Annotated in this window: 23 protein-coding genes, 1 tRNA gene and 3 pseudogenes; 12 read left to right on the top strand and 15 right to left on the bottom strand. The window is 57.7% G+C overall.

Features of this window, described 5'->3' with window-relative positions; translation table 11 throughout:
• Positions 1-200: 200 nt before the first annotated feature.
• Positions 201-1,133: an alpha/beta fold hydrolase gene (locus JFV30_RS14495; RefSeq protein ID WP_242487084.1), complete on the bottom strand. Its 933-nt coding sequence runs from the start codon at positions 1,131-1,133 to the stop codon at positions 201-203.
• 185 nt (positions 1,134-1,318) lie between these two features.
• Between JFV30_RS14495 and JFV30_RS14490 the strand changes: the two are divergent.
• Positions 1,319-2,262: pseudogene (locus JFV30_RS14490) on the top strand (GlxA family transcriptional regulator).
• A gap of 47 nt (positions 2,263-2,309) precedes the next feature.
• Here JFV30_RS14490 and JFV30_RS14485 read toward each other — a convergent pair.
• Positions 2,310-3,980, bottom strand: coding sequence for a M24 family metallopeptidase (locus JFV30_RS14485; protein ID WP_201124400.1), 1,671 nt, complete (start codon positions 3,978-3,980; stop codon positions 2,310-2,312).
• A gap of 77 nt (positions 3,981-4,057) precedes the next feature.
• Here JFV30_RS14485 and pdxR point away from each other — a divergent pair, with 77 nt between their 5' ends.
• A complete protein-coding gene (gene pdxR / locus JFV30_RS14480; RefSeq protein ID WP_201124399.1) occupies positions 4,058-5,560 on the top strand; it encodes a MocR-like pyridoxine biosynthesis transcription factor PdxR in 1,503 nt (500 codons plus the stop codon).
• Between the two features lie 118 nt (positions 5,561-5,678).
• Here the strand turns inward: pdxR and JFV30_RS14475 are convergent, their stop codons facing one another.
• Both JFV30_RS14475 and JFV30_RS14470 read right to left on the bottom strand, forming a co-directional pair.
• Positions 5,679-6,062 carry a DUF1090 family protein gene (locus JFV30_RS14475; protein ID WP_201124398.1) on the bottom strand — a complete coding sequence of 128 codons (384 nt, stop codon included), beginning with the start codon at positions 6,060-6,062 and terminating at the stop codon, positions 5,679-5,681.
• Between the two features lie 436 nt (positions 6,063-6,498).
• Positions 6,499-7,128 carry a CatB-related O-acetyltransferase gene (locus JFV30_RS14470; RefSeq protein WP_201124397.1) on the bottom strand — a complete coding sequence of 210 codons (630 nt, stop codon included), beginning with the start codon at positions 7,126-7,128 and terminating at the stop codon, positions 6,499-6,501.
• A 250-nt stretch (positions 7,129-7,378) separates the two neighbouring features.
• Here JFV30_RS14470 and JFV30_RS14465 point away from each other — a divergent pair, with 250 nt between their 5' ends.
• The 6 genes from JFV30_RS14465 (at position 7,379) to JFV30_RS14440 (ending at position 12,208) form a co-directional block, all read left to right on the top strand.
• Complete coding sequence (locus JFV30_RS14465; protein WP_201124396.1) at positions 7,379-7,702, top strand: helix-turn-helix domain-containing protein; 324 nt, start codon at positions 7,379-7,381, stop codon at positions 7,700-7,702.
• 139 nt (positions 7,703-7,841) lie between these two features.
• The gene (locus JFV30_RS14460; protein ID WP_201124395.1) at positions 7,842-8,765 is read left to right on the top strand and encodes an alpha/beta fold hydrolase; all 924 of its coding nucleotides are present in this window, start codon (positions 7,842-7,844) and stop codon (positions 8,763-8,765) included.
• A 99-nt stretch (positions 8,766-8,864) separates the two neighbouring features.
• Positions 8,865-9,473, top strand: a complete 609-nt coding sequence (locus tag JFV30_RS14455; protein WP_201124394.1) for a LysE family translocator — start codon at positions 8,865-8,867, stop codon at positions 9,471-9,473.
• A gap of 166 nt (positions 9,474-9,639) precedes the next feature.
• Positions 9,640-10,683 (top strand): hypothetical protein, encoded by a 1,044-nt coding sequence (locus tag JFV30_RS14450; RefSeq protein WP_342215117.1) that lies wholly within the window; start codon positions 9,640-9,642, stop codon positions 10,681-10,683.
• 367 nt (positions 10,684-11,050) lie between these two features.
• Positions 11,051-11,671 (top strand): LysE family transporter, encoded by a 621-nt coding sequence (locus JFV30_RS14445; protein ID WP_201124393.1) that lies wholly within the window; start codon positions 11,051-11,053, stop codon positions 11,669-11,671.
• A gap of 450 nt (positions 11,672-12,121) precedes the next feature.
• A tRNA-Leu gene (locus JFV30_RS14440) sits at positions 12,122-12,208 on the top strand.
• Positions 12,209-12,288: 80 nt separating this feature from the next.
• Here the strand turns inward: JFV30_RS14440 and JFV30_RS14435 are convergent.
• From JFV30_RS14435 to JFV30_RS14415, 6 genes and pseudogenes are all read right to left on the bottom strand, one after another.
• The gene (locus JFV30_RS14435) at positions 12,289-13,320 is read right to left on the bottom strand and encodes a site-specific integrase (RefSeq protein WP_102368912.1); all 1,032 of its coding nucleotides are present in this window, start codon (positions 13,318-13,320) and stop codon (positions 12,289-12,291) included.
• The gene (locus tag JFV30_RS14430) at positions 13,321-13,530 is read right to left on the bottom strand and encodes a DUF4224 domain-containing protein (protein WP_177117075.1); all 210 of its coding nucleotides are present in this window, start codon (positions 13,528-13,530) and stop codon (positions 13,321-13,323) included.
• A gap of 2 nt (positions 13,531-13,532) precedes the next feature.
• Positions 13,533-13,756 (bottom strand): annotated as a pseudogene (locus JFV30_RS33225) (hypothetical protein).
• 737 nt (positions 13,757-14,493) lie between these two features.
• Entirely contained in the window at positions 14,494-14,952 is a 459-nt protein-coding gene (locus JFV30_RS14425) for a hypothetical protein (RefSeq protein WP_201124392.1), read from the bottom strand.
• Positions 14,953-15,001: 49 nt separating this feature from the next.
• Positions 15,002-15,232, bottom strand: coding sequence for a hypothetical protein (locus JFV30_RS14420; RefSeq protein WP_201124391.1), 231 nt, complete (start codon positions 15,230-15,232; stop codon positions 15,002-15,004).
• Positions 15,229-15,552 (bottom strand): hypothetical protein, encoded by a 324-nt coding sequence (locus JFV30_RS14415; RefSeq protein WP_201124390.1) that lies wholly within the window; start codon positions 15,550-15,552, stop codon positions 15,229-15,231. Before JFV30_RS14415 ends, JFV30_RS14420 begins: the two co-directional genes overlap by 4 nt.
• An 83-nt stretch (positions 15,553-15,635) precedes the next feature.
• Between JFV30_RS14415 and JFV30_RS14410 the strand changes: the two genes are divergently transcribed.
• Entirely contained in the window at positions 15,636-15,989 is a 354-nt protein-coding gene (locus JFV30_RS14410; protein WP_201124389.1) for a hypothetical protein, read from the top strand.
• Here JFV30_RS14410 and JFV30_RS14405 read toward each other — a convergent pair.
• The gene (locus JFV30_RS14405) at positions 15,981-16,154 is read right to left on the bottom strand and encodes a hypothetical protein (protein WP_201124388.1); all 174 of its coding nucleotides are present in this window, start codon (positions 16,152-16,154) and stop codon (positions 15,981-15,983) included. The two genes, JFV30_RS14410 and JFV30_RS14405, sit on opposite strands and share 9 nt — an antisense overlap.
• Positions 16,155-16,378: 224 nt before the next feature.
• On the opposite strand from JFV30_RS14405, the gene JFV30_RS14400 reads away from it, so the two are divergent.
• The gene (locus tag JFV30_RS14400) at positions 16,379-17,107 is read left to right on the top strand and encodes a hypothetical protein (RefSeq protein ID WP_201124387.1); all 729 of its coding nucleotides are present in this window, start codon (positions 16,379-16,381) and stop codon (positions 17,105-17,107) included.
• A gap of 41 nt (positions 17,108-17,148) precedes the next feature.
• Here JFV30_RS14400 and JFV30_RS14395 read toward each other — a convergent pair whose 3' ends face one another.
• Positions 17,149-18,360, bottom strand: coding sequence for a DNA cytosine methyltransferase (locus JFV30_RS14395; RefSeq protein WP_201124386.1), 1,212 nt, complete (start codon positions 18,358-18,360; stop codon positions 17,149-17,151).
• 48 nt (positions 18,361-18,408) lie between these two features.
• On the opposite strand from JFV30_RS14395, the gene JFV30_RS14390 reads away from it, so the two are divergent.
• The gene (locus JFV30_RS14390) at positions 18,409-19,062 is read left to right on the top strand and encodes a hypothetical protein (protein WP_201124385.1); all 654 of its coding nucleotides are present in this window, start codon (positions 18,409-18,411) and stop codon (positions 19,060-19,062) included.
• Between the two features lie 70 nt (positions 19,063-19,132).
• On the opposite strand, the gene JFV30_RS14385 is transcribed toward JFV30_RS14390, so the two are convergent.
• Positions 19,133-19,297, bottom strand: coding sequence for a hypothetical protein (locus JFV30_RS14385; protein ID WP_201124384.1), 165 nt, complete (start codon positions 19,295-19,297; stop codon positions 19,133-19,135).
• Positions 19,298-19,320: 23 nt separating this feature from the next.
• On the opposite strand from JFV30_RS14385, the gene JFV30_RS14380 reads away from it, so the two are divergent.
• Positions 19,321-19,527, top strand: coding sequence for a hypothetical protein (locus JFV30_RS14380; RefSeq protein ID WP_201124383.1), 207 nt, complete (start codon positions 19,321-19,323; stop codon positions 19,525-19,527).
• 33 nt (positions 19,528-19,560) lie between these two features.
• On the opposite strand, the gene JFV30_RS14375 is transcribed toward JFV30_RS14380, so the two are convergent.
• On the bottom strand, positions 19,561-20,202 hold the full coding sequence (locus tag JFV30_RS14375) for a hypothetical protein (RefSeq protein WP_201124382.1): 642 nt from the start codon (positions 20,200-20,202) through the stop codon (positions 19,561-19,563).
• Positions 20,203-20,649: 447 nt separating this feature from the next.
• A pseudogene (locus JFV30_RS14370) lies at positions 20,650-20,973 on the bottom strand (hypothetical protein); the annotation flags it as partial.
• Positions 20,974-21,019 lie beyond the last annotated feature (46 nt).

Genomic DNA, 21,019 nt, shown 5'->3' with positions numbered 1-21,019 from the left:
TTGTGATGGTCGTCGTATTTGGCTGGATGGCCACCCAATCGACTAAAACGAAGTAGCCTGCGCCTGCCTCTCGAAGATTGCCTTCCGGATATATCTGGCAAGCATTCATAAGCCGCTCCCTACGGCAGCCAGGGGGGGCTTTGTTCATCAGCGTTTACATCCTTGAGGGCCGAGATGATCAAGCCCTCAGGAGCCGCTGACTATTTACCGGCAGTAATGCGCGCCATGAACAGGCGCGTCAGGCTGGCGATCTGTTCGGTTTTTTCATCGAGTGCGAAATGGCCCGCCTCCAGGATATGCACCTCGGCACCCGGCACGTCATCCTTGTAGCGCAGGGCCCCCGGCACAATGAACGACGGGTCGTATTTTCCCCACATGACCAGCATGGGCGGTTGGTTGTCTTTCAACCATTGCTGCCATTTAGGGTAGGAGGCGACGTTGTTCTGGTAGTCCAGCAACAACGCCGACTGTATGGCCCGCTGGCCCGGACGGGATAAGGCGGCAAACTCGTCTTCCCAGGCATCCGGGTTATAGCGCTCGGGATGGGTGCTGGTGCCCAGATGACGCTGCTTCGTGCCCTCGTACCCCGTGAACGCATCGACTTGCTCGGGATGTTCGGAAGGGGCCTTCCAATACTTGGCGATGTTTGCCCATTTGGCACCCAGGCCTTCGTTATAGGCATTGGCGTTCTGGATGATGATGCCGTGCAGTTTTTGCGGGGCGTTGAGGATCATCCGAAAGCCTACCGGGCCGCCGTAGTCCTGCATGAACAGGGTGTACTCATCGATTTTCAATTGTGTGAGCAGCTTGCTCATGGTCTCGGCCAGATGGTCGAAGGTGTAGGCGTAGGTCGCAGTGGAGGGCGCGTCGCTTCTGCCGAACCCGGGGTAGTCGGGGGCGATCACGTGATACCGATCGGCAAGCAGCGGTATCAGTGAGTCCCACATGCGCGACGACGAAGGGTAGCCATGCAGCAGCACAAGGGTTGGCGCGTCCCTGGGGCCGGCCTCACGATAGAACACCTTCACGCCGTCCACGCTGGACCAGTGATAGGCAGTGGACTCGCTGGTATAGGGGAGGGAAGGTACAGGTCCGGCCGCTTGCGCCGGTTCGGTCATCGACAGCGTCGTCATAAGTACTCCCAGTGTGCAAAAAGTCGCGATGTTCATTGAGGCCTGAGCTCTGAATTGCGCATTTCCCGGTGAAATGCAGCTGAGGTCAGAGTGGACGTATCTCAGTATCGGCACCATTGGCCCAATAACCATTTTTCATTAGAATCGGGCCAATCTTGATCAGGCCCGTCTCTGTGAAAAAAAGTGTGAGAGTGGCGGTCATCGCCTTTAATCGAATCAGTCCCTTTCACCTTTCCGTTCCCTGCCTGGTGTTCGGTAAAGACCGTAGGGTGGGGGATTCACCCTGGTTTGAACTGGTGGTCTGTGCTGGCGAGGATGGGGTGCTGATGACCAACGCCGGTTTTGCCGTCCAGTGCGACCATGGTCTGGATCAGGTCGTCGGGGCCGATATTGTCATCGTCCCCAGCTGGCGTGATGTCGCCGAAGCGCCGCCGCAAGCACTGGTCGAAACCCTTAAGGCCGCCCATGCAAGCGGCGCGTTGGTGGTGGGGCTGTGCCTGGGGGCGTTCGTACTTGCCCACGCGGGCCTGCTGTGCGACAAGCGGGCAACCACGCACTGGGCCTGGGCTGCGCATCTGGCGCGAGATTTCCCACGTATCGAAGTGGACCCCAAAGTGCTGTATGTCGAAGCAGAGCAGGTGCTGACCTCGGCGGGCGTGGCAGCGGGGCTCGATTGCTGCATCCACATCGTCAGGCGTCTCTACGGGCGGGGGTTGCCAACGCGTTGGCGCGCCAACTGCTCGTCTCGCCTCATCGCGACGGCGGCCAGGCTCAGTTCATCAGCCAGCCGGTGCCTCAAGGCGCCAGCGACCAGCGTCTCGGCCAGTTGCTCGACTGGCTTCGGGCCAATCTGGGCCAACCGTTGTCAATCGATCACGTCGCGCAGAGGCTGGCGATGAGTCGACGCAGTTTCACCCGGCACTTCAAGCAACTGACCGGCTCGACGTTTGGGCAGTGGCTCACCAGCGAGCGAATCAAAGCCGTTCAACTGCACCTCGAAACCACCGACCATAGCGTTGAGGCAATCGCTGACGCCTGCGGGTTTGGTACAAGCCTCTCTTTGCGTCAACACTTCTTGTCGATCGTGGGCGTGAGTCCCACCACCTACCGAAAGGCTTATCACCGGTAGGCTGGCAGAAAAAGCGCGCGGTTTCAGGCTATCAACCGCCGCCCCGACTAGGCCCGGTTGGCCTCACCAATCAGGATGTCCTCGAAGAACGCCCCGATCGGCAGTGTGGGATGGCACAGCTGTATCTCCAGCACCCAAACCATCTCGCTCGGTACGATCTCCACTTCAGCCAACTTGTCCTGCCCGAACAGCGCATGCGGGAAGTCGGCGATGCGGTGCCCGGCCAGGTTGCGTTCAAGGCGCCAGCCTTTGGAGAGGGCACTGTGCTCGGCGAAGTCATAGAGCTCGCGTCCGGTCAGCCCGCGGTGCCAGGCGTCGCGGGTTTCGTCGAACACTTGGTGCAGTGCCTTCACGCATGCGTCATGCAGCGGGTGCTCGCCGAACACGAAGGTGTCGCCATAGTCGCCTTCATAGCCGTCCCACACCGGGCCCAGGTCGACCACGGCGATATCGGTGGCACGCAGCTCGCGTAGCAGGTCGACGCCCTGGCGCGGGGTACGGACGGTGTCGTCGCCAAAACGTATATAGGTGGGGTGCCAGGTGTGAGACGCGCCCATGTCCTGCAATGTCTGGCTGGCCATTTGCAGCGCTTGCGCAGTGGTCATGCCGACTTTCAATTGGTCGGCGATGGCGGCCAGGGCTCTCACCGTTTGCTCGCGGGCCGCGAGCATGCCGTCAAGCGAGTAGCGCGGGCCGACTTTTTCCAGCACCGGGTCCAGCGTCTTGAGTGACGACGCCTGGGTCGACGCACCGCTGGGGACGAAGGCTTCGGCGACAAACCGATGCGCCTGCGCACCCGCTGCCAGGCAGGTTTCGCGGACCTGGTTGATCATCGTGCTATTGCCGCAGGCATAGATTTGGCTATCGGCCCAGTTATGGGGCTGTGCCAGTGCGACCTGTTGCACGCGGGCGTCTGCCGCCTGGACTCGATGCCAGTGAAAGCGTGGATGGGCCTCGCTGGCCCATTCGAGAAACTCGGCGTCGTAGAAGTCCGCCGGTGCCGAGTTACCCCAGTACAGGGTGACCTCGGCTTGGCGGGCCAGGGCTGTCAGCAACAAGGGTTTGACGCCGGCATAGCCGGTGCCGGTCGCGAACAGCACCACAGGGCGCTCATCTTCGTGTTGCCAGGTGCAGGCGCCCACGGGGCCTTCGAGTTTCAACGCATCGCCCGCTTGCAGGGTCGACAGGATGCGTTCGGAAAACAGGCCGCCGCTGACCTGGCGAATATGAAACACCAGCCGGCCGTGCTCCTGCGCGGGCAAATTGGCCACGGAGAAACAGCGGCTGTCGCCATCGTCGAGGCGAAACCTGAGGTACTGGCCGGGCCGCACTTCCAGTGGCTGGGCCGTCTGCAACACCAGCTCGACGATATCGCCGCTCAGTGCGCGCTTGCCGATCACCTGTGCGCTGACTTCCAGCGCGGGCGTGTCCAATGACCATCCGGGAATTTCCAGGCGCATGTCGCTGCAGGCATGGCTCTGGCACAGCAACATCTCGTCAGCCGCGAGCGGGTAGGAGGGCGCCGGGGTGTCTGGTGTGCGCATCTTTTCTCGATACTCGCCTGACACCACCTTGACCTTGCACGACCCGCAGGCGCCGCGCCGGCAGGAAAAGGGCACGGCGAGACCGCTGGCCAGCATGGCGTCGAGCAGCAATTGATCGGCGGCTTCGAAGGACCTGCCCGAGGGCAACAATTCAACGACATGGCGGTTATGCATAAATACCTCGGGGCAATTGAGGTTCGATTATTGCGGTAGACTAGGACCATAAGAACCTCCAGTTTTGGATAATTCACATGGTCCAGCTTCGCAAATGGCGCCCTCTGCTCAAGCTCGACGGGGCGCAGTCGCAGGCGTCGTATCGAAAAATCATTGAGGGCCTGGTGAGCGCGATTGCCGAGGGCCGCCTGCGCCCCGGAACGCTGTTGCCCGGCACGCGGGAAATGGCGCAGCTGTTGGACGTCAACCGCAAGACGGTGATCCTGGCCTACGAGGAGGGCGTGACCAAGGGCTGGCTGGTCAGCATTCAGCGGCGTGGCACGTTCGTCAGTACGCAGCTGGCGACAGGCACGGTGGCTGCCCCCCGCGCACCAAAGGCATTTGCCCTGGCGCTGCGGGAGACGCCGGCGGCGGTCTATTTCACGCCGGGCGAGCAGGTGACTGCGCTGCAACAGCGGCCGGGCGCGCTGTTCTTCGACAATGGCGCCTGTGACCATCGCTTACTGCCGCAAGCCGTCCTGCACCGCTACTACCGTAATGCCTTGCGCTACAGCTTTACTACCAACACGGTGCGCCATGGCAGCGAGGGCAGCGGTCAATACCTGCGCAACGCCCTCGCCGAAATGTTGCGCCATAATCGCGGCCTGATGGTCGCAGCGGACCAGATTTGCCTGACCCAAGGTGTCCAGATGTCGCTGTACCTGGCGGCCAGCGTGCTGATCAAACCCGGTGATGTGGTGGTGGTCGAACGCCTGAGTTACCCGCCTGCCTGGGAGATTTTCCGCCAGTTGGGCGCGCAACTGGTCACCGTGGACCTGGACGACGAAGGTTGCCGGGTCGATCAACTCGCCGAGCTGTGCCGGATGCACGACGTGCGGATGATGTATGTCACCCCCCATCACCAGTTTCCGACCACCGTCAGCCTGCGTGCCGGGCGTCGGCAGCAACTTCTGGAATTGGCCCGGCAGCATGACTTCTGCATCATCGAGGAAGACTACGACCACGAGTACCACTTTGCCGGACGGCCCTATTTGCCTCTGGCCAGCGACAGCGCGCAGCGTCATGTGATCTACATCGGTTCGCTGTCCAAATCCCTAGGCAGCACCTTCCGTTGCAGCTACATCGTTGCGCCATCGAATGTCATCGAAGTGCTCGAGCGCAAGGCGGCGGTGAGCCTGGGGCAGGGTGATGCAGTCATGCAACGGATGCTCGCGGACTTGATCAACAATGGCGAGCTGAAGAAGCATCTGCGTCGGGTTTCCAAAGAATACCGTCGGCGTCGGGAAACCCTGCTCGATTGCCTGCTGGAGGCTTTTGGCGAGCAGATCTCCGTGCAGGAACCGGAAGGCGGGCTGGCGCTGTGGGTAAGGTTCGCCGACTCAATCGACGTCGATCAACTGGCTGAAAAAGCGCTGGAGCTGGACGTGGTGGTGCGCGGTGGTCGGCTGTTTTCACCCTTTGATCACCCAGAGAATGCCCTGCGCCTGGGATTCGCCTCGCTCAACCAGGAGGAAATCCGCATCGCCACGCAGCGCTTGGCTCAGGCGGCGCAGGCGCTTCCCAAGTTTGATCTGTCTTAAATGCCCTGTGCATTGGTGGTCGACATGACTTCACCAGACGAAGTCTTACACACCGCGACGTTTCGATAGGCGAATAAAAGGCCCGCGATCGCAGGCCTTTCTCACCGGGCATTCCACCTTATTTGAACAGGCCGCCAATGGCGTTGATCGCATCCGCTGCCTTGTTCACGTTTTGCTGGTGTTGGGGGTTGGTGTTCACTTGCGCCTGGGTGTTGTAGGTGCTGTTGCTGCAGCTTTTGTTGGTTTGTGTCAGCGCCGCCTGAAAGGCCGTCGCGCGCAAGGTGTCGCCCTTGGCATTGGCCGCATTGATATTGGCCTGCAGATCACGGACCTGTTGCTGGCAGGAGGCGGTATTGGCGTTGACGGTGTTGGTGTTGCTGTTACTGGCGCCACCCAAGGCAGACGACAGGGCTCCCGTGAGGGCAGACAGATCGGCGGCATGGACGGGCAGGGTGAGCAGGCTGAACAGGGCGGCGGCTGGCGCGAGTGTGGAAAGACGCATGGCAAACCTCAATGTTTGATTGCCTGCGCACGTGTCGGAGCCCGAGCAGGCGCAGAACAATATCCGTATAGAAGTGAGCGCCCGGGTGGAGCCCGATATTATTTGGTCAATTTTTGACCTTCAATATTGGAATTCCATAAATGTGCGTTGTTTCACGTTGTTTGTAGGGCGCTGATGAGGCACTGCACCGAGCGATCCTTGCTGGTTCACCTGGCGCCTCACACACCCGAAAGCTTTGCCAGCAACGTCAACGCAACAAGCGCCCAGCCAACGTTAAGCGCCACGAACATCCATTCGGGCGGCTGCGCACCCAGCAAAATCACTGATGTAACCGCGATAAAACCCATCAAGCCCCCAAGGGGCAGCCAGCGCCAGAACCCTCGTGGGGGCTGACGTACAGTGGCTGCCGATGGGTTTTCTTCATGGAGCGTCATGGTTATTTCGCCTCGGTGGCCCTCTGCTTCAAATACTCGACAAAGGGCTTGATGTCAGTGCTGCACAGCAGGTGCGCCACTTCACGTACTTCTGCAACCGGCCAGTGCCACCAGGCCGATTGCTCAAGGATCAACCGGGTAGGCTCATCAAACCGCCAGCGGATAGGCTTGGCCGGGTTGCCACCCACGATGGCGTAAGGCGCAACGTCCCTGGTCACTACGGCCCCTGCGGCAACCACGGCTCCGTCACCAATGGTCACGCCCGACAGGATGATCGCCTGCGAGCTTATCCAGCAATCATTACCAATGACCACGTCACCTTTGCTGCCGCCGAAGTCAGTGATGTGCGCAACTTCCTCGATCTTGGCGGGGAAGGGGTAGCAACTCAGCCAGTCGGTACGATGATGGCCGCCTAGAAACACTTCGACGTTGCCGGCAATGGACGTATAAGCGCCTACGCGTAGTGTGGTGCCTTCATTCCAGTCGTGAACCTTCAAGTCGCCGTAGGTACCAACACCAAACGTGTACTTCGGGTAGCGATTGCGCAACTTTTGCGTAGCACGCTCAAGTTGGGGGAGTGCGCGCAGTGCCTTGCGCTCTTGATGTTCACGCCATTTACGCAACAGCTTCATGCAGTAGCCTTTTGCCGGTGTTGAGATGAAGAGCGCTATCCTGAGGAATGAGGCGGGGCGATGCAAGGCTCAATACTCCGCAGGCCCTTAACATCCTTCAACATAACGGCGTACCGCTCGGAAAGGCCGATGACCTGCCGCACAGGTTCGCTTGCATGCGTGCGCAATAGGCTCCTATCCGAATGAATGGACCCTGCTCCTGCACATAAGCGTATGGTGGGTGTTAAACACGCTTATTGAGGTACCCACCATGGACGATCGGCTCGGCGCCCGCCTGAAAGAAGAACGCAAGGCTCTCGGGCTCTCCCAGCAGGAATTCGGTGCGATTGGCGGTGTCGCCGCCAATGCCCAGGTGCACTATGAAAGTGGCGCGCGGATGCCCAAGTCCGATTACCTGATCGCCATCCGGGGCAAGGGCGTAGACGTGCTTTACGTGCTGACGGGGGAGCGGGCGGTCATTAGCCAGGACGACTTGAGCGACAAGGAAACGTTGATCATCAACCACTATCGCACGCTGGACGGGATGGATCAGGACGCGATTGCGCAAATCACTTCCTCGCTGTCCGACAGTTAACGGCGCCGGGCCAGTCACCGGTCGACGAAACACGAACCATCGACCGTTTGTTGGATGGTATTCATAGGCATGCTGTAATTCTTCTCGTCGTACGCAGTCTGGAATCGTGTATGTCGTTTCCATGTCCGGAGAAGCCTTGATGCTCGTGATCGCCGTCTTGCTGGTGGTGGCTGCAGTGTGGGTGTGGTGGACCTACCCACGGGTCGGGAACCTGTTGTTTGCGCTCATTGCGACGGTGGAGGCCAGGCGCGCCCGGCTGAAAGAGGTGCTGGTGTCCATTCAGCGTATGACTCTGGCAACCTATCAAGGTGGCCCTGTCAGCTCGCCGCCGCTGCTATTGATCCACGGTTTCAGCGCCGACAAAGGCGTGTGGTTCGGCTTTGCCCGGCACTTCACGGCGGACTATCGCGTTGTCATCCCTGACCTTGCCGGGCATGGCAAAAACCGTTTCGAGCACGGCGCGGACTACAGCATCGCGGCCCAGGCGCAGAGGTTGATCGAACTGTTGGATGCTTGCCGGATCGATGCCGTCCATGTGGTCGGCAGCTCAATGGGCGGTTATGTCGCCACCTGGCTGGCCGCACATCACCCCGAGCGTGTGGTGTCACTGGCGTTGATCGGCCCGGTCGGCGTGCTCTTGCCCCAGCCCAATGAAGTGGAAGAGTTGGTGAACCAGGGCGACAACCCTTTCCTGATTCACTCGCGGGCACAATTCGACCGGTTTTTCTCGATGACCATGGCATCTGCGCCGTGGATACCGGAAGTGCTGCTGGCCGCTGAAGCACAGGCCTATATCGAGCGACGCGATGCGCTTGCGGAAATTTTCTCGGATTTTTCCGGCAGCCCGCGACTGGAACCCTGGCTCAAGGATGTGCAGGTTCCCACGCTATTGCTGTGGGGCCGCGAGGACCGGATGGCGCCAATCGCCAGTGCGCAAACGTGGACCCACGGCATTGCCCATGCCCGGCTGGAATGTATGGACGGTGTGGGCCACTTGCCGATGGTCGAGCAAACAGCGCAAACGGTGGCGCGCTATCGGGAGTTTTTGAACGCTCAGGCCTGACAAAAAGTGTATGCCTGTATCTCCCCGTAGCTGTACGGGGCGCACACCGGTGCAACGTTCTAGTGTCGTGGCCACCGTATTTCGTTTGGATGTCGCGCCATGTTCATGTCTTCAAGCCTGTTGTCAGCCTTTGCGCTGTTCGCCTTCGTTTCCTCGATCACGCCCGGTCCCAATAACACGATGTTGTTGGCGTCCGGGGTGAACTTCGGTTTTGTCCGTTCGATTCCCCATGCACTGGGCATCAGTATTGGCTTCATGTTGTTGGTGATCGCCGTGGGGCTGGGGCTGGGCGAAGTGTTCAAGGCGCTGCCTTGGGCCTATACCGTATTGCGTTATGTAGGGGCCGCGTATTTGCTGTACCTGGCCTGGAAGATTGCGACCTCCAGCGCGATGTCCGATGACACCGATGACAAGCGCAAACCCATGACCTTTCTCGGTGCGGCAGCGTTCCAGTGGGTCAACCCCAAGGCCTGGGTCATGGCGTTGGGCGCGATCACCACCTACACGCCGGCCGAGGGTTATGTCACCAACGTGCTGTTGATTGCAGCGGTGTTTGCCCTGGTGAACCTGCCCAGCGTCTGTGTATGGGCCGGGTGCGGCAGCGGCTTGCGCAATGTGCTGCGCGAGCCACGCTGGTTGAGGGTGTTCAATTGGTCCATGGCGGGGTTGTTGGTGCTGTCGTTGTATCCGATGTTTTTTGCCAGCTGAAGCACTGCCGGGCATAGCCACAGGCCGCCATTGACGCTTTTTGGCGGCTTATTGCATGCTCGCCGTTGTTTTCAGGCCTGCTACGGGATGTTGCGGCACGAAGCGATTGAACGGGAGGTTGGTTCGACGTATCGCTTCCAAACTTCCTTATCCGAGATGCCCGACCGTGCTCCCAATCCCTGGTCGTTATCAGAAACACCTGCGTTTTTCGTTCCTCACGTTTACCCTCGCGATGGCGTCTGCCGGCACAGCCGTTGCCGCTCCCCAGGTTGGCATTCGCGCTATTGAAACCACCTACCATCAACTGCTCCAGGCCCTGGACCAAAGCCGTGGCGCCCGACCGGACGACGCCACACGCCAGCGCATCATCGTTGCAGCACAGGCGTTTCAGGACGCGATGAAGCGGGACGGCGGCGCCCGGGAGAACCTGCGCACTGATGTAAAAAACATCGTCGTGTCCCTGAGTGACGGCAGCTACAGCGCCGATGGCAGCATCAATGCACTGCGCCGCGATGCCAAGGGCAGCGTGATCGACGCCGGTCCGTGGAAGCCAACGCTGGGCGGGGCGTTGATCGCAGAGCCGGTCGGCACCCATCTGAATCAGACCAGCGAAGGTGATTGCGTCGGCATCTCGGTAGTCAGGGCGTTCGCCAATACGCGCACGGGGGCGGCGATCCTGCACAAGGGCGTTACCAGGAACGCCGATGGCAGCTTCAATGTCAGCCTGCCGGGCGACCCCGCCACGGTCTACCATTTACAGGCGGGCGACCTGGACCAATACGGCAAGGGAGATCCGCCTGCCGCTGCAGTGGTTGGCGCGATGTTCCAGTACTTCAAGCTCGACCCGGCCAAGGGCGCATTGCCCACCAATAAAGTCATGGAACTGCTGGCGGGCCAATACGGCGATCACCAGCGCCTGGCCGATGCCGAAAACACCCCCCAGGGCATCACCGATTTCCTGCTGAAAAGCGCCAGTGCCGTGGGCAGCCAGGCGGCGGTGGTGTTCGGCGGCAAGCCGGCGCGCAATGGGGATTGGTCCAGAGGCGACGGGCACGCCTTTGCGATCATCCAGATCAACCCGGCGACGGGCATGCTGAGCTACACCAACCCGTGGAACGAAGGGGCACAGGTACGCACGATAGCGATCAGTGAACTGGCAAGGCAGTCGTCGGGAACGTCAGCGGACTTTGAGATGGTTACGTTTCGCTGAGTACGCTGACGGTGAACCCTAGACCGGTGAGATGGTGGCAAGCAGACCAATCGCGATGGTCAGTGCAAGAAAACCGAACAGGAAAAATGCCATCTTAGCCATAAGGCCTCCGAAATGAACGGGCCGGCAGGACGTTTCCTGTCGGGCTCCACGGGCGTGTCGGGAGTGGGAGTATTGTCAGGGCTGGGCGAATTTCGATACAGGGGCAGATGCACAAGAAAAAAGCGTATCAGATGGCTCCGGGAGCCGCAGGAGCTGTAAAGCCGGGGAGGGCGATTTTCGGGTATCAGGGAATAAACAGCGGCTCAGTGGCGTTATGAAAGAGGGTGCGGGCCTATCCCGTTCATTTTTCCATTGAGGTAATCCCATGTTGGGTGTGACTGATTACGGCTCGTTTGTGCTCGCTTTTATCATCCTGTTGCTGATTCCGGGCCCGGGAAACTTGGCGCTGATTACGTCGACGGGCAAGGGCGGATTCCGCGCCGGTATGGCGGCGACCTTTGGCGTGATCCTCGGCGACCAGGTACTGATGTGGCTGGCGGTGGCCGGCGTGGCGGCGATTCTGCAGACCCACCCGGTAGCGTTTCATGCCGTGCAATGGCTGGGGGCGGCGTACCTGATGTGGCTGGGTGCCAGCTTGCTGTTCGCCAAGCCTGGCGCGGCACCGATCCTCGACATCAAGCCGCGGCACTACCTGCGTCAGGGCGCAACCATCGCGCTGCTCAACCCGAAAACCATCGTGTTCTACATGGCTTTTTTCCCGTTGTTCATCGACCCGGCGGCCAACCCTGGCCTTCAGACGTTCGCCTTGATGGGCGCCACGGTGGCGACGTTGACCTTGCTGTATGGCCTGATCGTAGTGACGCTGACCGGCTTTTTCGCGGCGAAACTGCGCGCCAACGCCAAGGTCTCCCAAGGGCTGCAGAAGTTGGCGGGCGTCTTCCTGATCGGCTTCGGGCTGAAACTGGCGGCCTTGCGGGCTGGTTGAGTTTGCTTAGGCAGAACGTGCCAGGTTTGGCTATTCTCACGCGGCGCGGGATAGCGCCACGGAGCACCCGGGGACGGTATAAGGGCGACTCACTGAAGCAATTTTCATCGGGGCGAGTAGGCAAATGGGCAAAACGTTGGCTGCGCTGTCGTTTTTGATGACCCTGGTTTGGGTTTCGGTGGTTATTGCGGTGATGACTTATTTTTCGTAGTGCGCCTGGGGGCGAGTGCCGGACGTGGCGAACCGGTGCGCCTCGCCATTGCCCGCTACCGCCGACTAAATCTGTAGATCACTGATCTGGCGAGCTTTTTTGTTTGCCGGGGTGCAGCTTGTTTGTTTGAAAAAGGCCGCCCCCGACCTTGCATCGAGGGGGCTGGATCTATATATTCCCTAGCCTGCTGCAACGCTCAACGGCTTTAGAAGCTGCTTGGCACGCTGTATAGCGCTACCGCCCGAATGGCGAAACTGGTAGACGCATGGGACTTAAAATCCCCCGCTCGTAAGGGCGTGCCGGTTCGATTCCGGCTTCGGGCACCATCATATTCAAGGGTTTGCGGGGTTTTAGGACTTGGCTGGCTCTTTGTTTTTTTCCGCAATATTCTTCTCCTTTCCGCAATTCACTTCGTCGGCGTAACTTTTTTGCCGATGCGTTTGCGGATGTAGTTCTCTGTCATCACCACGGTTGTGTGCCCAAGCTGATCTCTGGCTTGCAGAATATCCCCGCTTGATTCCGCCTTATCGGTACCAGCCTTTGCGCGCAGGTCCCGCATCTGAAAGTCTGCCTTTTTTACGCCGGCAGCTTCTCTCGCAGCATCAAATCTCCCCCGTAACATACTGCTGGTCATGGGCTGCCCGTTGTCCATAACAATGAGTTTGCTGGACCGGATTTTATGACTGTCTTTCCTGGCCAGTATTCGGTCGATAACAACCTTCAACTCCCCAACGATCTCAATTCGTCGCTTGGCTTTGGTTTTTCCTTGCTGCACAGCCAGGCGATCTTCCCTGATATCGCGCTCATCCATTTTGAGGGTGTCAGCGATACGCTGACCTGTCAGGTAGAACAAATCGAGCGCGTCTTTTAGTGGCTGGTCTGCGTGCAAATACACCATCGCGAGCATTTCATCTTCGACGTAGATGTCACGTCCGCTTTCCTTATTGCCTTTAACACCGGCGCAGGGATTGGCCAAGGACGTGTAGCCGCTGGTCCTGGCGAAGTTCCAGATCGAGCTGAGCAACGCTTTCTCGCGATTTGCACGAACAGGTGCGGTCTTTCCTCGATGTCTCAAGTACTGGGCAACGTGCTGGGGCTCAATAGCTTCCAGTGGGGCAGGTGGGTCATTGAAAAAGGCAAGTAACTGCTTAAGCTCTCTGGCGTTGTCTTTCTGCGTCGCCGGCGCTTTTGTTGGAACAACTTCCAGCATGTATTTTTCAGCGACATAGGCGAAAGTCAGTACGTCCTGCGCCATGGCCTGGGATACGCGGCTCTTTTCAAGCTTTGCATACTCCAAAATTGCCAGACCATAGTCCTTGCCCAATGGTATTTCTTTGCGTGGCGTCCCGCCTGTGTCGTAAAGGTAATACGTCGTGTCGCCGCGCTTCCTTTCGCGTAGCCGGGGAATACTCCCCGGCCGGGTTGGTTTGCGTCCCATTTACCCCACCAGCCGCGGTTGCCATTTCGGCTTTTCTATTACACCGGTAGCTTCACCGGTGAGTGCCGATGCGATGACGCAAGGCCACCCGCTGCGTTTGATGGTGTGGCGAATGCCGTTTCTTTTGAGAACCTGCACTTGGCCGGCTTTCGTTTTCGCGCCGGTTAGCGTGCAAACCTCTTCATGCGACAGGAAGTGAATTCCGTCCATAACTACCTCCCGCCGGCCGCCGTGGGCCGCGCTGTCTTGATGATGTGAATGACCAGGCCGAAGGTGATCAGCATCCAGCCGCAGGTGCCGGCGAAGGCGTAGAGGATGTCGGCCGTTTCGCCGTCCGCCAGAAGGCGAGGAGCGATCCAGAAGAACCAGCAGCCGCTACCGACTACAGGTACAGCAAAGCGCCCAGTAGTATGAGGGTGAGTTTTATTGCGAACATGTGGTGTCCTTGCCGCGCTGGGCGACAGAAGTCGGCGCACCGCTCTGCGATGGCCATTGGGGTATGGAGTAATAGCGTTTTGCCGGGATTTCTGAGCCCTTGGGATGGGTGTAAAACAGGTGTCCAATTCGTTGCGACTGTGGGAGGACGCGTGTCACACAACCTCGATGTGCCGATTGCTCATGAGTACCGAGGTCACACGGTATTCCTCAAGTTCGTCTGGAAAAGACCTAACGACCAGGTGCCTGCCTCCGCAAAAATCATCGAGCCTGTGGACACACATGGAATGGGTGAAGTCGCGGCTGAGTTGGCAGGGCCATGGACCGATTATCCAGCCGCCCTGGACGAAGCAATGTCAGCGGCTGAACGCTGGGTAGATAGTCAACTCAAATAGCACTCATATGGGTGGATCTTTCTATGCGTGTGGTTGTCATCTGAATAGGCGGGTACAACACACGGCATTTCCGTTGAGGCCCCTCATAGGTCCAACACATGTGCGGAATTGACGATTTCAGGCTTAGGTCTCATCAACTACTTATTGAGCTTGATGCCTCGACCACCAAAATGATGATGCTGGTTTCTTCAAGAGAAGTTCGGGGCGTCAATTGGGAAGCGGCAACGTTGCGTCATCGTCAAGCTTTTGAAGCGTGGGAGTCCTTCCTGAACTCGCCTGATTCAGCGCTGGATAGGCCACTGTCACCGCCTCAGATAGCTGAAGGTATGTAGGGGGATTGGGGTTAGGTTTTCGCTTCGGACTTTCGCTTCCGGGCCGCGATGACCAGCGCTTTCGATGTGCTTGCTACTCCGCCGGCAACGTCTTCGGGGAGAATCGCAGTCATGCAGTGGGGGCAGAGCGGTGCCATCTTCGTGCTGCGCCAGGCCTCGTCCATTACCTTCGCGGCGCGGCTACGTATCTGGAAAGTTTCGGCCTCTGCCAATTCACGCTGCCGCCGCTTCAGGGAATTCATGCCGCCACTGAAAACCCCGACAATGCCAACGAATGCGTCGAAGGGCTCGACCTCGGATTCGCAATCGCTGCACCAGACGCGGCGCTCTTTCTCGTCGTACACCAGTTTCTTGTGCTGGCAGGAGCTGGTCGGCCGTCGCGTCATACCCCGGGCAACACGCAAGTCTTCGATCTGCACGACCTTCACGCCGTACACGTAGTCCTGCGGCTCAATGGGTACGTCGCTCATGGCCTCGGCCCCTTGTAGATGAAGACGTAGGTGAACCAGAGGGTGGCGATCATGGCGTCACCCCATCGGGTTTGTATTTGGTGAGCCGCCACTTGGTGTTGTTGCTCTGGCTGTGGTCCGACTCGACCAGGCCTTCGCGCTTCATCTGCTCCAGTTCGCGGCGGATTTGCTTGGTAGTGAACGGCTCGATGTGGAAGCGGAACCACCAGGTGCAGAACCAGTTATCCCGGGAGCCGCCAACGCCGCTCATGTATGTGGTGATGCGCTGGCGTAGGGTCATGGCCTCACCCGCTTGCGCACCCAAACGCACATGGGGCCGTCGTCGGTATCGTGAATCGAGAAGATGAACCAGCCTTCGCCAGGAGGATTGGAGGGGTTCCAGGCTGCACAGTCGGCGATACCTTCAGCAAGCCAAGACGCCTGGACCTCTTCTGACGCGTCGTATTCGAAAGCCAGTTCGCGTACTTCCAGGCCGCGCGAGTCAAACCAGGCGTATGGGATCAACTCGTCTTCGGTGGATGGCCAGGCCGGGTGGGTCCAGTAGCCGTTTGCGTCGCGCTCAACTGGTAGCGGCTGGATCAAAACAGTTTCTTCAGGCATGACTTCGTCCTTGCCGCTAAAGCGGCTAGTGGCTTTTTGATTTGGTTATGCGACTATCCGCCGCTAATTTCTAAGGAGCGGATATGAAAGATATGAAATGGACAGAGCACCTCAGTGTTGTGAGCTCTGTTGCCTCCATTACTGGCGTATCACTTGTTTGGCTGGATAAGTCTACAAAAGACACGACTTTTATGACCGTACTATTTGGTGGTATGTCCAGCGTAGTAGGGGCGCTTGTTTCTATTGGCGTGCTGGTGGTAGTCGTGCAGTTATTTGCCATGGGACACCGAGTACTCAGGTCTAAGTGGCCATCGGCCGTTCCAGCCTATTGGCTCCTCGCAGGAGCTGCCATTATCTGGCTCGTATTTTGGGCGCAATTCATTATCTGGTTCATGGTTAAAGAGGCTTGGGCGACCCGGTTCTCGGCATTAGGCTGACTCGGCCTTCTCGGCCAGGCGCGCCTTGAAGCGATCGTATGGGCCGTGGGGTAGAGAGGCGATCTTGTTGGCGGCCTTGATCAGCAAGTCGCCAAGTGCCATCTCGGTTTTCGGCGTGAATAACTTGAAGTGGGCACCGGTCGGGTAGTGCGCTTCATAAGCCATGCGACTGAAAAGCGTGGAGGCGCCTCAAGCCCATAGCTACGACCTTATGCGATCAGGCTGTCCCGTAGATGCTTTGGGTTCAATCCTGGCAACGGGGTTTTGGTGAAGGTATTCGATGGCACGTGGTCGTTCGAGAGGTAGGAGTGACAGTTTTCTGTGGGCATGGGTATTGCTCGGAAGTATGATGCCGGCTTGACGGATCAAATTTAGAAACGGAGTTATTAATGAAATTCGAAACATCTCTTGTTTATCTTGAACAGATTCCCGAGATTGTAGTTAATTCGGGTTTTGATTGGGCAACGTTTTGGAGTTTCTCTGCAACCGTCTCTATCTTTGTTCTTGGTACATATTTGACAATAAAAAACTTTAATAAAACTATTGTTAGTCAAGAAAAGGTTGCTCTGGAGAATTTTGAATTACAACGAAAATTGATTTCCAGTCAAGAGACATCAGCGAATCAAAATTTCGAGCTTCAAAAGGAAATGATAGCCAGTCAAGATCTAGCCGCTAAGCAAACTTTCGAAATCCAAAAAGAAATGATTGCAAGTCAAGAAATTGTTGCTGCTCAAGCCTCTTTAAAAACTAGCAGGCAAAACTGGATCAACGACCTTCGCGATGCGTGTGCTACTTATATTTCCGCTGCTCTAAATCTTCAGAGACTAAACTTGTATCGAGAGGCTGCGCCGTCTTGGCACTCGGGAGATACAGCTTTACGCGAATGGTCTTTCTCACATATTCAAGCAATGAAAGAGCTAGTCAGCCTGAAGGCAAAAATTGAATTGTTATTAAACCCAAGCGAGCCAGAAAGTCAGGAGCTGCTTGAGTGCGTCAATGAACTTCATAATGCGTGCGATCAGGCCGGTGGCCCTGCTAAATCAATTTGCGAGAATGTAGTGGCACGTTGTCAGATTATCCTTAAGAAGGAGTGGGAGAAAGCCAAAGCCGGCCGGTAGACTATTGTCCTAGCCTTGACCTGACGGTTGAGTGACGTAGTTCAGAGTTGTTGCAAAAGCCTTCGCCCAAGCCAGCGAACCACAGTTACGGCCTTGCTGTTGCCGATCGCCTTGTAGCGGGGGCCATCCGGGCATTCGCTGGCTGGCTTGCCGCGCCATGGGATCCGGGTGTAGTCGTCGGCCATGCCCTGAAGGCGTTCGCACTCGCGTGGAGTGGAGCGCCGAATCCTGGAGTCCGAGAGGATATGTGGCGTGCCTCCCGGGTCTGGTGCGTGATATCCCGCTTGGAGGGTGTGGGTGAGCTCGCCAGTCAGCGAGCCGTTGCGAACATCCACTCCGTGCACGAAGAACGTCTCGCTTTCAATATCAAGTCGACTGTCCTTGGCGGTGAGCGTTGCCGAGCGTTCGATCGAGCCACCCAGACTATGCCCGCCGAACGCCGGAATGCCGCCGAACATATCTACTGCTGGTCCCTCATCACCCTCGCAGTCCGGGCAGCCGTATTGGCCTAGGGATTCAGCGAAGACGGATCCACATCCGCACTGGAGTGCAGGGCCGAAAGGAGCTGTTCCGGTAACGTCTTGCCCCTCGCCTCGGCGCGGCGCAGTATCCCGGCGCACGCCTTCGCGCTCAAAAAGTACCTCGGCAGGATCGAACCCGTCTCGAGCACTTGCGACAACGAACACACGACGGCGTCGTTGGGCCAGGCCGAAATATTGGGCGTCCAGGACCCGCCACGCGATTGTTCTTTTGGGTCCATACACACAACCAGCGTCCTGCCATTTCTTCCCTGGAGGCTGCAGCTCGCAGTCTTCCCCAGCAAGCGCGCCAAGAAAGCATCCGAAGGCGTTCCCTTTGTCGCTGAGGACGCCGGGGACGTTTTCCCAGACGATGACGCTGGCGGGCTTTCGCTGGCTGGCGCGAACATAGTCAACTGCATCTGCAAGCTCCACGTATTTGATTGTGAGGGCGCCGCGCGGGTCAGTGAGGCCTTCGCGCATACCGGCTACCGAAAAGGCCTGGCATGGGGTGCCTCCGACCAGAACGTCCGGCGCCGGGATCTTGCCGGCCAGCACCAGGGCGGCCAGCTTGGTCATGTCGCCGTGGTTCGGCACGTCGGGATAGTGGTGGGCCAGGACCGCCGAGGGGAACGGCTCAATCTCGGCAAACCAGGCAGCGCGCATGCCCAGCGGGTGCCAAGCTTGGGTGGCGGCTTCGATGCCGCTGCATACGCTTCCATAAGTAATGGGCATAGTGGCTCCTGGCCGGTATAGTCGGACAAATTTTCAAAGGAGGTGAAGATGAATATTGTGAAAGGTTTATTCAAGGTCGTTTTAAGTTTGTGGTTCACTTTATCGCTTATTGCTTGTTTTGGCGTATACACCGCACTTTCTGTATACCGCCAGGAGTTTAGTGGCGGATATTCTTCCAAGTCTGCCGATTGGTCGGCATTCGGTAGTTATATGGGGGGCGTATTAGGGCCGCTAGTTTCGTTTCTTACACTTGTAGCAGTTGTCAGAACTGTATATTTACAGCGGGAGTTGTTGAGCGCCCAGAGGGAGGAAGCTCTGGCGCTCAAAATTGCAGCAGCTCAAGACACTTCTGTAAAGGCTATTGACATGCTTATGGCTATGCAGGAAAAAGACTATGATAGGTATTTAGAGTTAGCGTTTAAGTATCATGAAGAGCATCGCGATGAGTTGGGTGACGATCCTGACATAGATACTGCAATTAAAGAAAAAAGAAATACAAAGCTTCGTAGTCTGCTTGACTGTAGAGATAGAGCTAGGCGTGGGGTTGCTTTGTTTTCAATGTTGGCTCTAAATATTGCAACTGGAAAATTTTATGGAGTTGAAGAGGTTCGAGAGAAACTGAAGTTTGAAGTTGAAAGTGTGTATAAGAAGCTGGATGAGGAGTATCCAAGTACGGCTAACAAAAAAGTCCCGGTCGTTTAGCTACTGAATAGGGGCCGGGGCGGGTGGGTAGACCCGGAGGTTCAGGCCAGTCCGAAAGAGGTAGAGGTGCCTAGGATTGATCGGCATCCCCTGCAGGGGGCATAGTCTTGAAGCCCATCTCCACCGCCACCAGATCCTGCGAATAGAGCCAGCTCATGCGTTTATCCTCCGTGCTGCCGACATCCTCGCCGGCTGGCGTGATTCGTTGATATGGGGTATTACGGGTGACCGGCATGGAGCCGGATCAAGGAGATCAAAATGACGAAGCGCGCTCAGCCATTGTTCACCGTGAATCAATACGCAAGCCACGTCCCATACATCAATATTGAATATGCAACTGCTGATGAAGGGATGCCCACCGAATTATTCGGCTTTGATCTTAAGCCTGGAACGTCGTTTGAGCGGGCCAGGGAGATCGCTCAATACATGAGCGATAATCTCGGAGATTTCACGATTACAGAGTGACCGGAAGCATCCAGCGTAATGGGCAATGTTGGATCAAGGCCTGTTGTTCGCCCCGCAGTTACGGCAGTCCTCCCGATAGCGCTGCGCGTCGCTGATGAACCGGCCGCAGCCATCGCAATTGAACATCATCATTTTGGGCTTCTTCGGCTTCTTCGGCTTGGTCAGCTTAATGCCGGTGCCGCTCAGGGCTTCTTTGATGTTCACATCATCGCGTTCAACCAGGCGACGGCTATGCTCGTCGATGTAGGGCTTGGGCCAGGCCACCGCACCTGACTGACCGAGTTTACCGATCCAGGTCACGGTGTGAGCTCTCTGTACCACCACGGCCTTGGCAAGGTCGCTTGTGAACACTCCGTCCTCACAAAGCCAAATCAGGTTGTTGCCGTTCCAGCACTGCGGCTTCTGGATGTAAAACTCGGCTGCGTCGGGGTGTTGGTCCAGCGCTTCGCTCAACGTCACACACTGGCAGTCGACACCAATACGCGCCCGGGCATCGACGTAGGCCTTGGGCCATGGGATGTCAGTGTCGCGGTGATCGCAAGCGCCGTCCCGGGTGAACACCTGGGCCTTGGCCAGGTCGGTGACATATCCAGAGCCGCCAAAGCCCCAGAAGGACAATCCATCGCCGACGTAGGCGTGGCTGCGGCTGTCTTGCAGGTAGAACTGGTCGTTCATGGACTATCTCCAGTCAGGCGCCGCCCACCGTTACCGGCCGCAACAAAGGTGTGGTGGCGTTTTGATTTTGTATGGGGTATTTGTTCTGTTCCGGCATGGAGTCGGAACAAGGAGAGAAACGAAAATGCCAATAAAAATTGATCGCAGCGGACTCGACCGATTAATCAAGAATGCAAAGGAATTGGAAGGCAAGCATCAAGTAAAGATGGTTGATGTGCTGAATCCTGAGTTCGTATCAGCTCACAGCAAGTTTGATGACCTCGAATCTCTTTTTGCGGCGTCCGGTTTCAAAATCGATGGTCCTGATGATTTTGCGGCAATACCCGATGACCAATGGGATGCGTTCATCACGGCAAATACTGACTTCGATAACTGGGCAGAAATGCAGAAGGCCGGCCACTTGCAGTATGTTTCGGGCAGGCTAAAAAAGGGCTCTAGCGCTTGGTCAGGCTCTATGATCTCGTCGCCCGGGTCTTTCTGGATGGCGAGCAGGCTTTTATTGCGGAATTCCCGCGCCACGTTTTTCGATATCTCGATTTCGTGGCGCGGCGGATTCAGCAGCGGCTGGCACTTCGCGGAGCCCATGGCGTGCAGGTGATGAATCATCAGTGTCATCGCCTCGCCCTGCTCAGTAATGCCTGACCACTCCATCAGGTCGGCCAGCGCCTGGCGGGTGCCGGGGCGAACCCTTAGCCTCAATTCCTCTTCGGCATTCGCCACGCGCTTCCTGGCAGACTTGGCCGAGCGTTCTTTCTGCGGTACTGCTGCCATGGCCTACCTCTTCTATTCCGCTGGTCGGCAGTGCGAGCCAGATTTG

The sequence above is a fragment of the Pseudomonas sp. TH32 genome, from assembly GCF_016650855.1.
Classification (GTDB): domain Bacteria; phylum Pseudomonadota; class Gammaproteobacteria; order Pseudomonadales; family Pseudomonadaceae; genus Aquipseudomonas.
The sequence above is the reverse complement of the archived record's forward strand: the minus strand, read 5'-3'. Positions and strand labels throughout refer to the sequence as shown.

Bases quoted from the DNA above. Each gene is read 5' to 3' on its own strand.
- JFV30_RS14495 (WP_242487084.1), bottom strand. From the start codon at position 1,133: ATGACGACGCTGTCGATGACCGAACCGGCGCAAGCGGCCGGACCTGTA.
- JFV30_RS14485 (WP_201124400.1), bottom strand. From the start codon at position 3,980: ATGCATAACCGCCATGTCGTTGAATTGTTGCCCTCGGGCAGGTCCTTC.
- pdxR (WP_201124399.1), top strand. From the start codon at position 4,058: ATGGTCCAGCTTCGCAAATGGCGCCCTCTGCTCAAGCTCGACGGGGCG.
- JFV30_RS14475 (WP_201124398.1), bottom strand. From the start codon at position 6,062: ATGCGTCTTTCCACACTCGCGCCAGCCGCCGCCCTGTTCAGCCTGCTC.
- JFV30_RS14470 (WP_201124397.1), bottom strand. From the start codon at position 7,128: ATGAAGCTGTTGCGTAAATGGCGTGAACATCAAGAGCGCAAGGCACTG.
- JFV30_RS14465 (WP_201124396.1), top strand. From the start codon at position 7,379: ATGGACGATCGGCTCGGCGCCCGCCTGAAAGAAGAACGCAAGGCTCTC.
- JFV30_RS14460 (WP_201124395.1), top strand. From the start codon at position 7,842: ATGCTCGTGATCGCCGTCTTGCTGGTGGTGGCTGCAGTGTGGGTGTGG.
- JFV30_RS14455 (WP_201124394.1), top strand. From the start codon at position 8,865: ATGTTCATGTCTTCAAGCCTGTTGTCAGCCTTTGCGCTGTTCGCCTTC.
- JFV30_RS14445 (WP_201124393.1), top strand. From the start codon at position 11,051: ATGTTGGGTGTGACTGATTACGGCTCGTTTGTGCTCGCTTTTATCATC.
- JFV30_RS14435 (WP_102368912.1), bottom strand. From the start codon at position 13,320: ATGGGACGCAAACCAACCCGGCCGGGGAGTATTCCCCGGCTACGCGAA.
- JFV30_RS14430 (WP_177117075.1), bottom strand. From the start codon at position 13,530: ATGGACGGAATTCACTTCCTGTCGCATGAAGAGGTTTGCACGCTAACC.
- JFV30_RS14425 (WP_201124392.1), bottom strand. From the start codon at position 14,952: ATGAGCGACGTACCCATTGAGCCGCAGGACTACGTGTACGGCGTGAAG.
- JFV30_RS14420 (WP_201124391.1), bottom strand. From the start codon at position 15,232: ATGACCCTACGCCAGCGCATCACCACATACATGAGCGGCGTTGGCGGC.
- JFV30_RS14415 (WP_201124390.1), bottom strand. From the start codon at position 15,552: ATGCCTGAAGAAACTGTTTTGATCCAGCCGCTACCAGTTGAGCGCGAC.
- JFV30_RS14410 (WP_201124389.1), top strand. From the start codon at position 15,636: ATGAAAGATATGAAATGGACAGAGCACCTCAGTGTTGTGAGCTCTGTT.
- JFV30_RS14405 (WP_201124388.1), bottom strand. From the start codon at position 16,154: ATGGCTTATGAAGCGCACTACCCGACCGGTGCCCACTTCAAGTTATTC.
- JFV30_RS14400 (WP_201124387.1), top strand. From the start codon at position 16,379: ATGAAATTCGAAACATCTCTTGTTTATCTTGAACAGATTCCCGAGATT.
- JFV30_RS14395 (WP_201124386.1), bottom strand. From the start codon at position 18,360: ATGCCCATTACTTATGGAAGCGTATGCAGCGGCATCGAAGCCGCCACC.
- JFV30_RS14390 (WP_201124385.1), top strand. From the start codon at position 18,409: ATGAATATTGTGAAAGGTTTATTCAAGGTCGTTTTAAGTTTGTGGTTC.
- JFV30_RS14385 (WP_201124384.1), bottom strand. From the start codon at position 19,297: ATGCCGGTCACCCGTAATACCCCATATCAACGAATCACGCCAGCCGGC.
- JFV30_RS14380 (WP_201124383.1), top strand. From the start codon at position 19,321: ATGACGAAGCGCGCTCAGCCATTGTTCACCGTGAATCAATACGCAAGC.
- JFV30_RS14375 (WP_201124382.1), bottom strand. From the start codon at position 20,202: ATGAACGACCAGTTCTACCTGCAAGACAGCCGCAGCCACGCCTACGTC.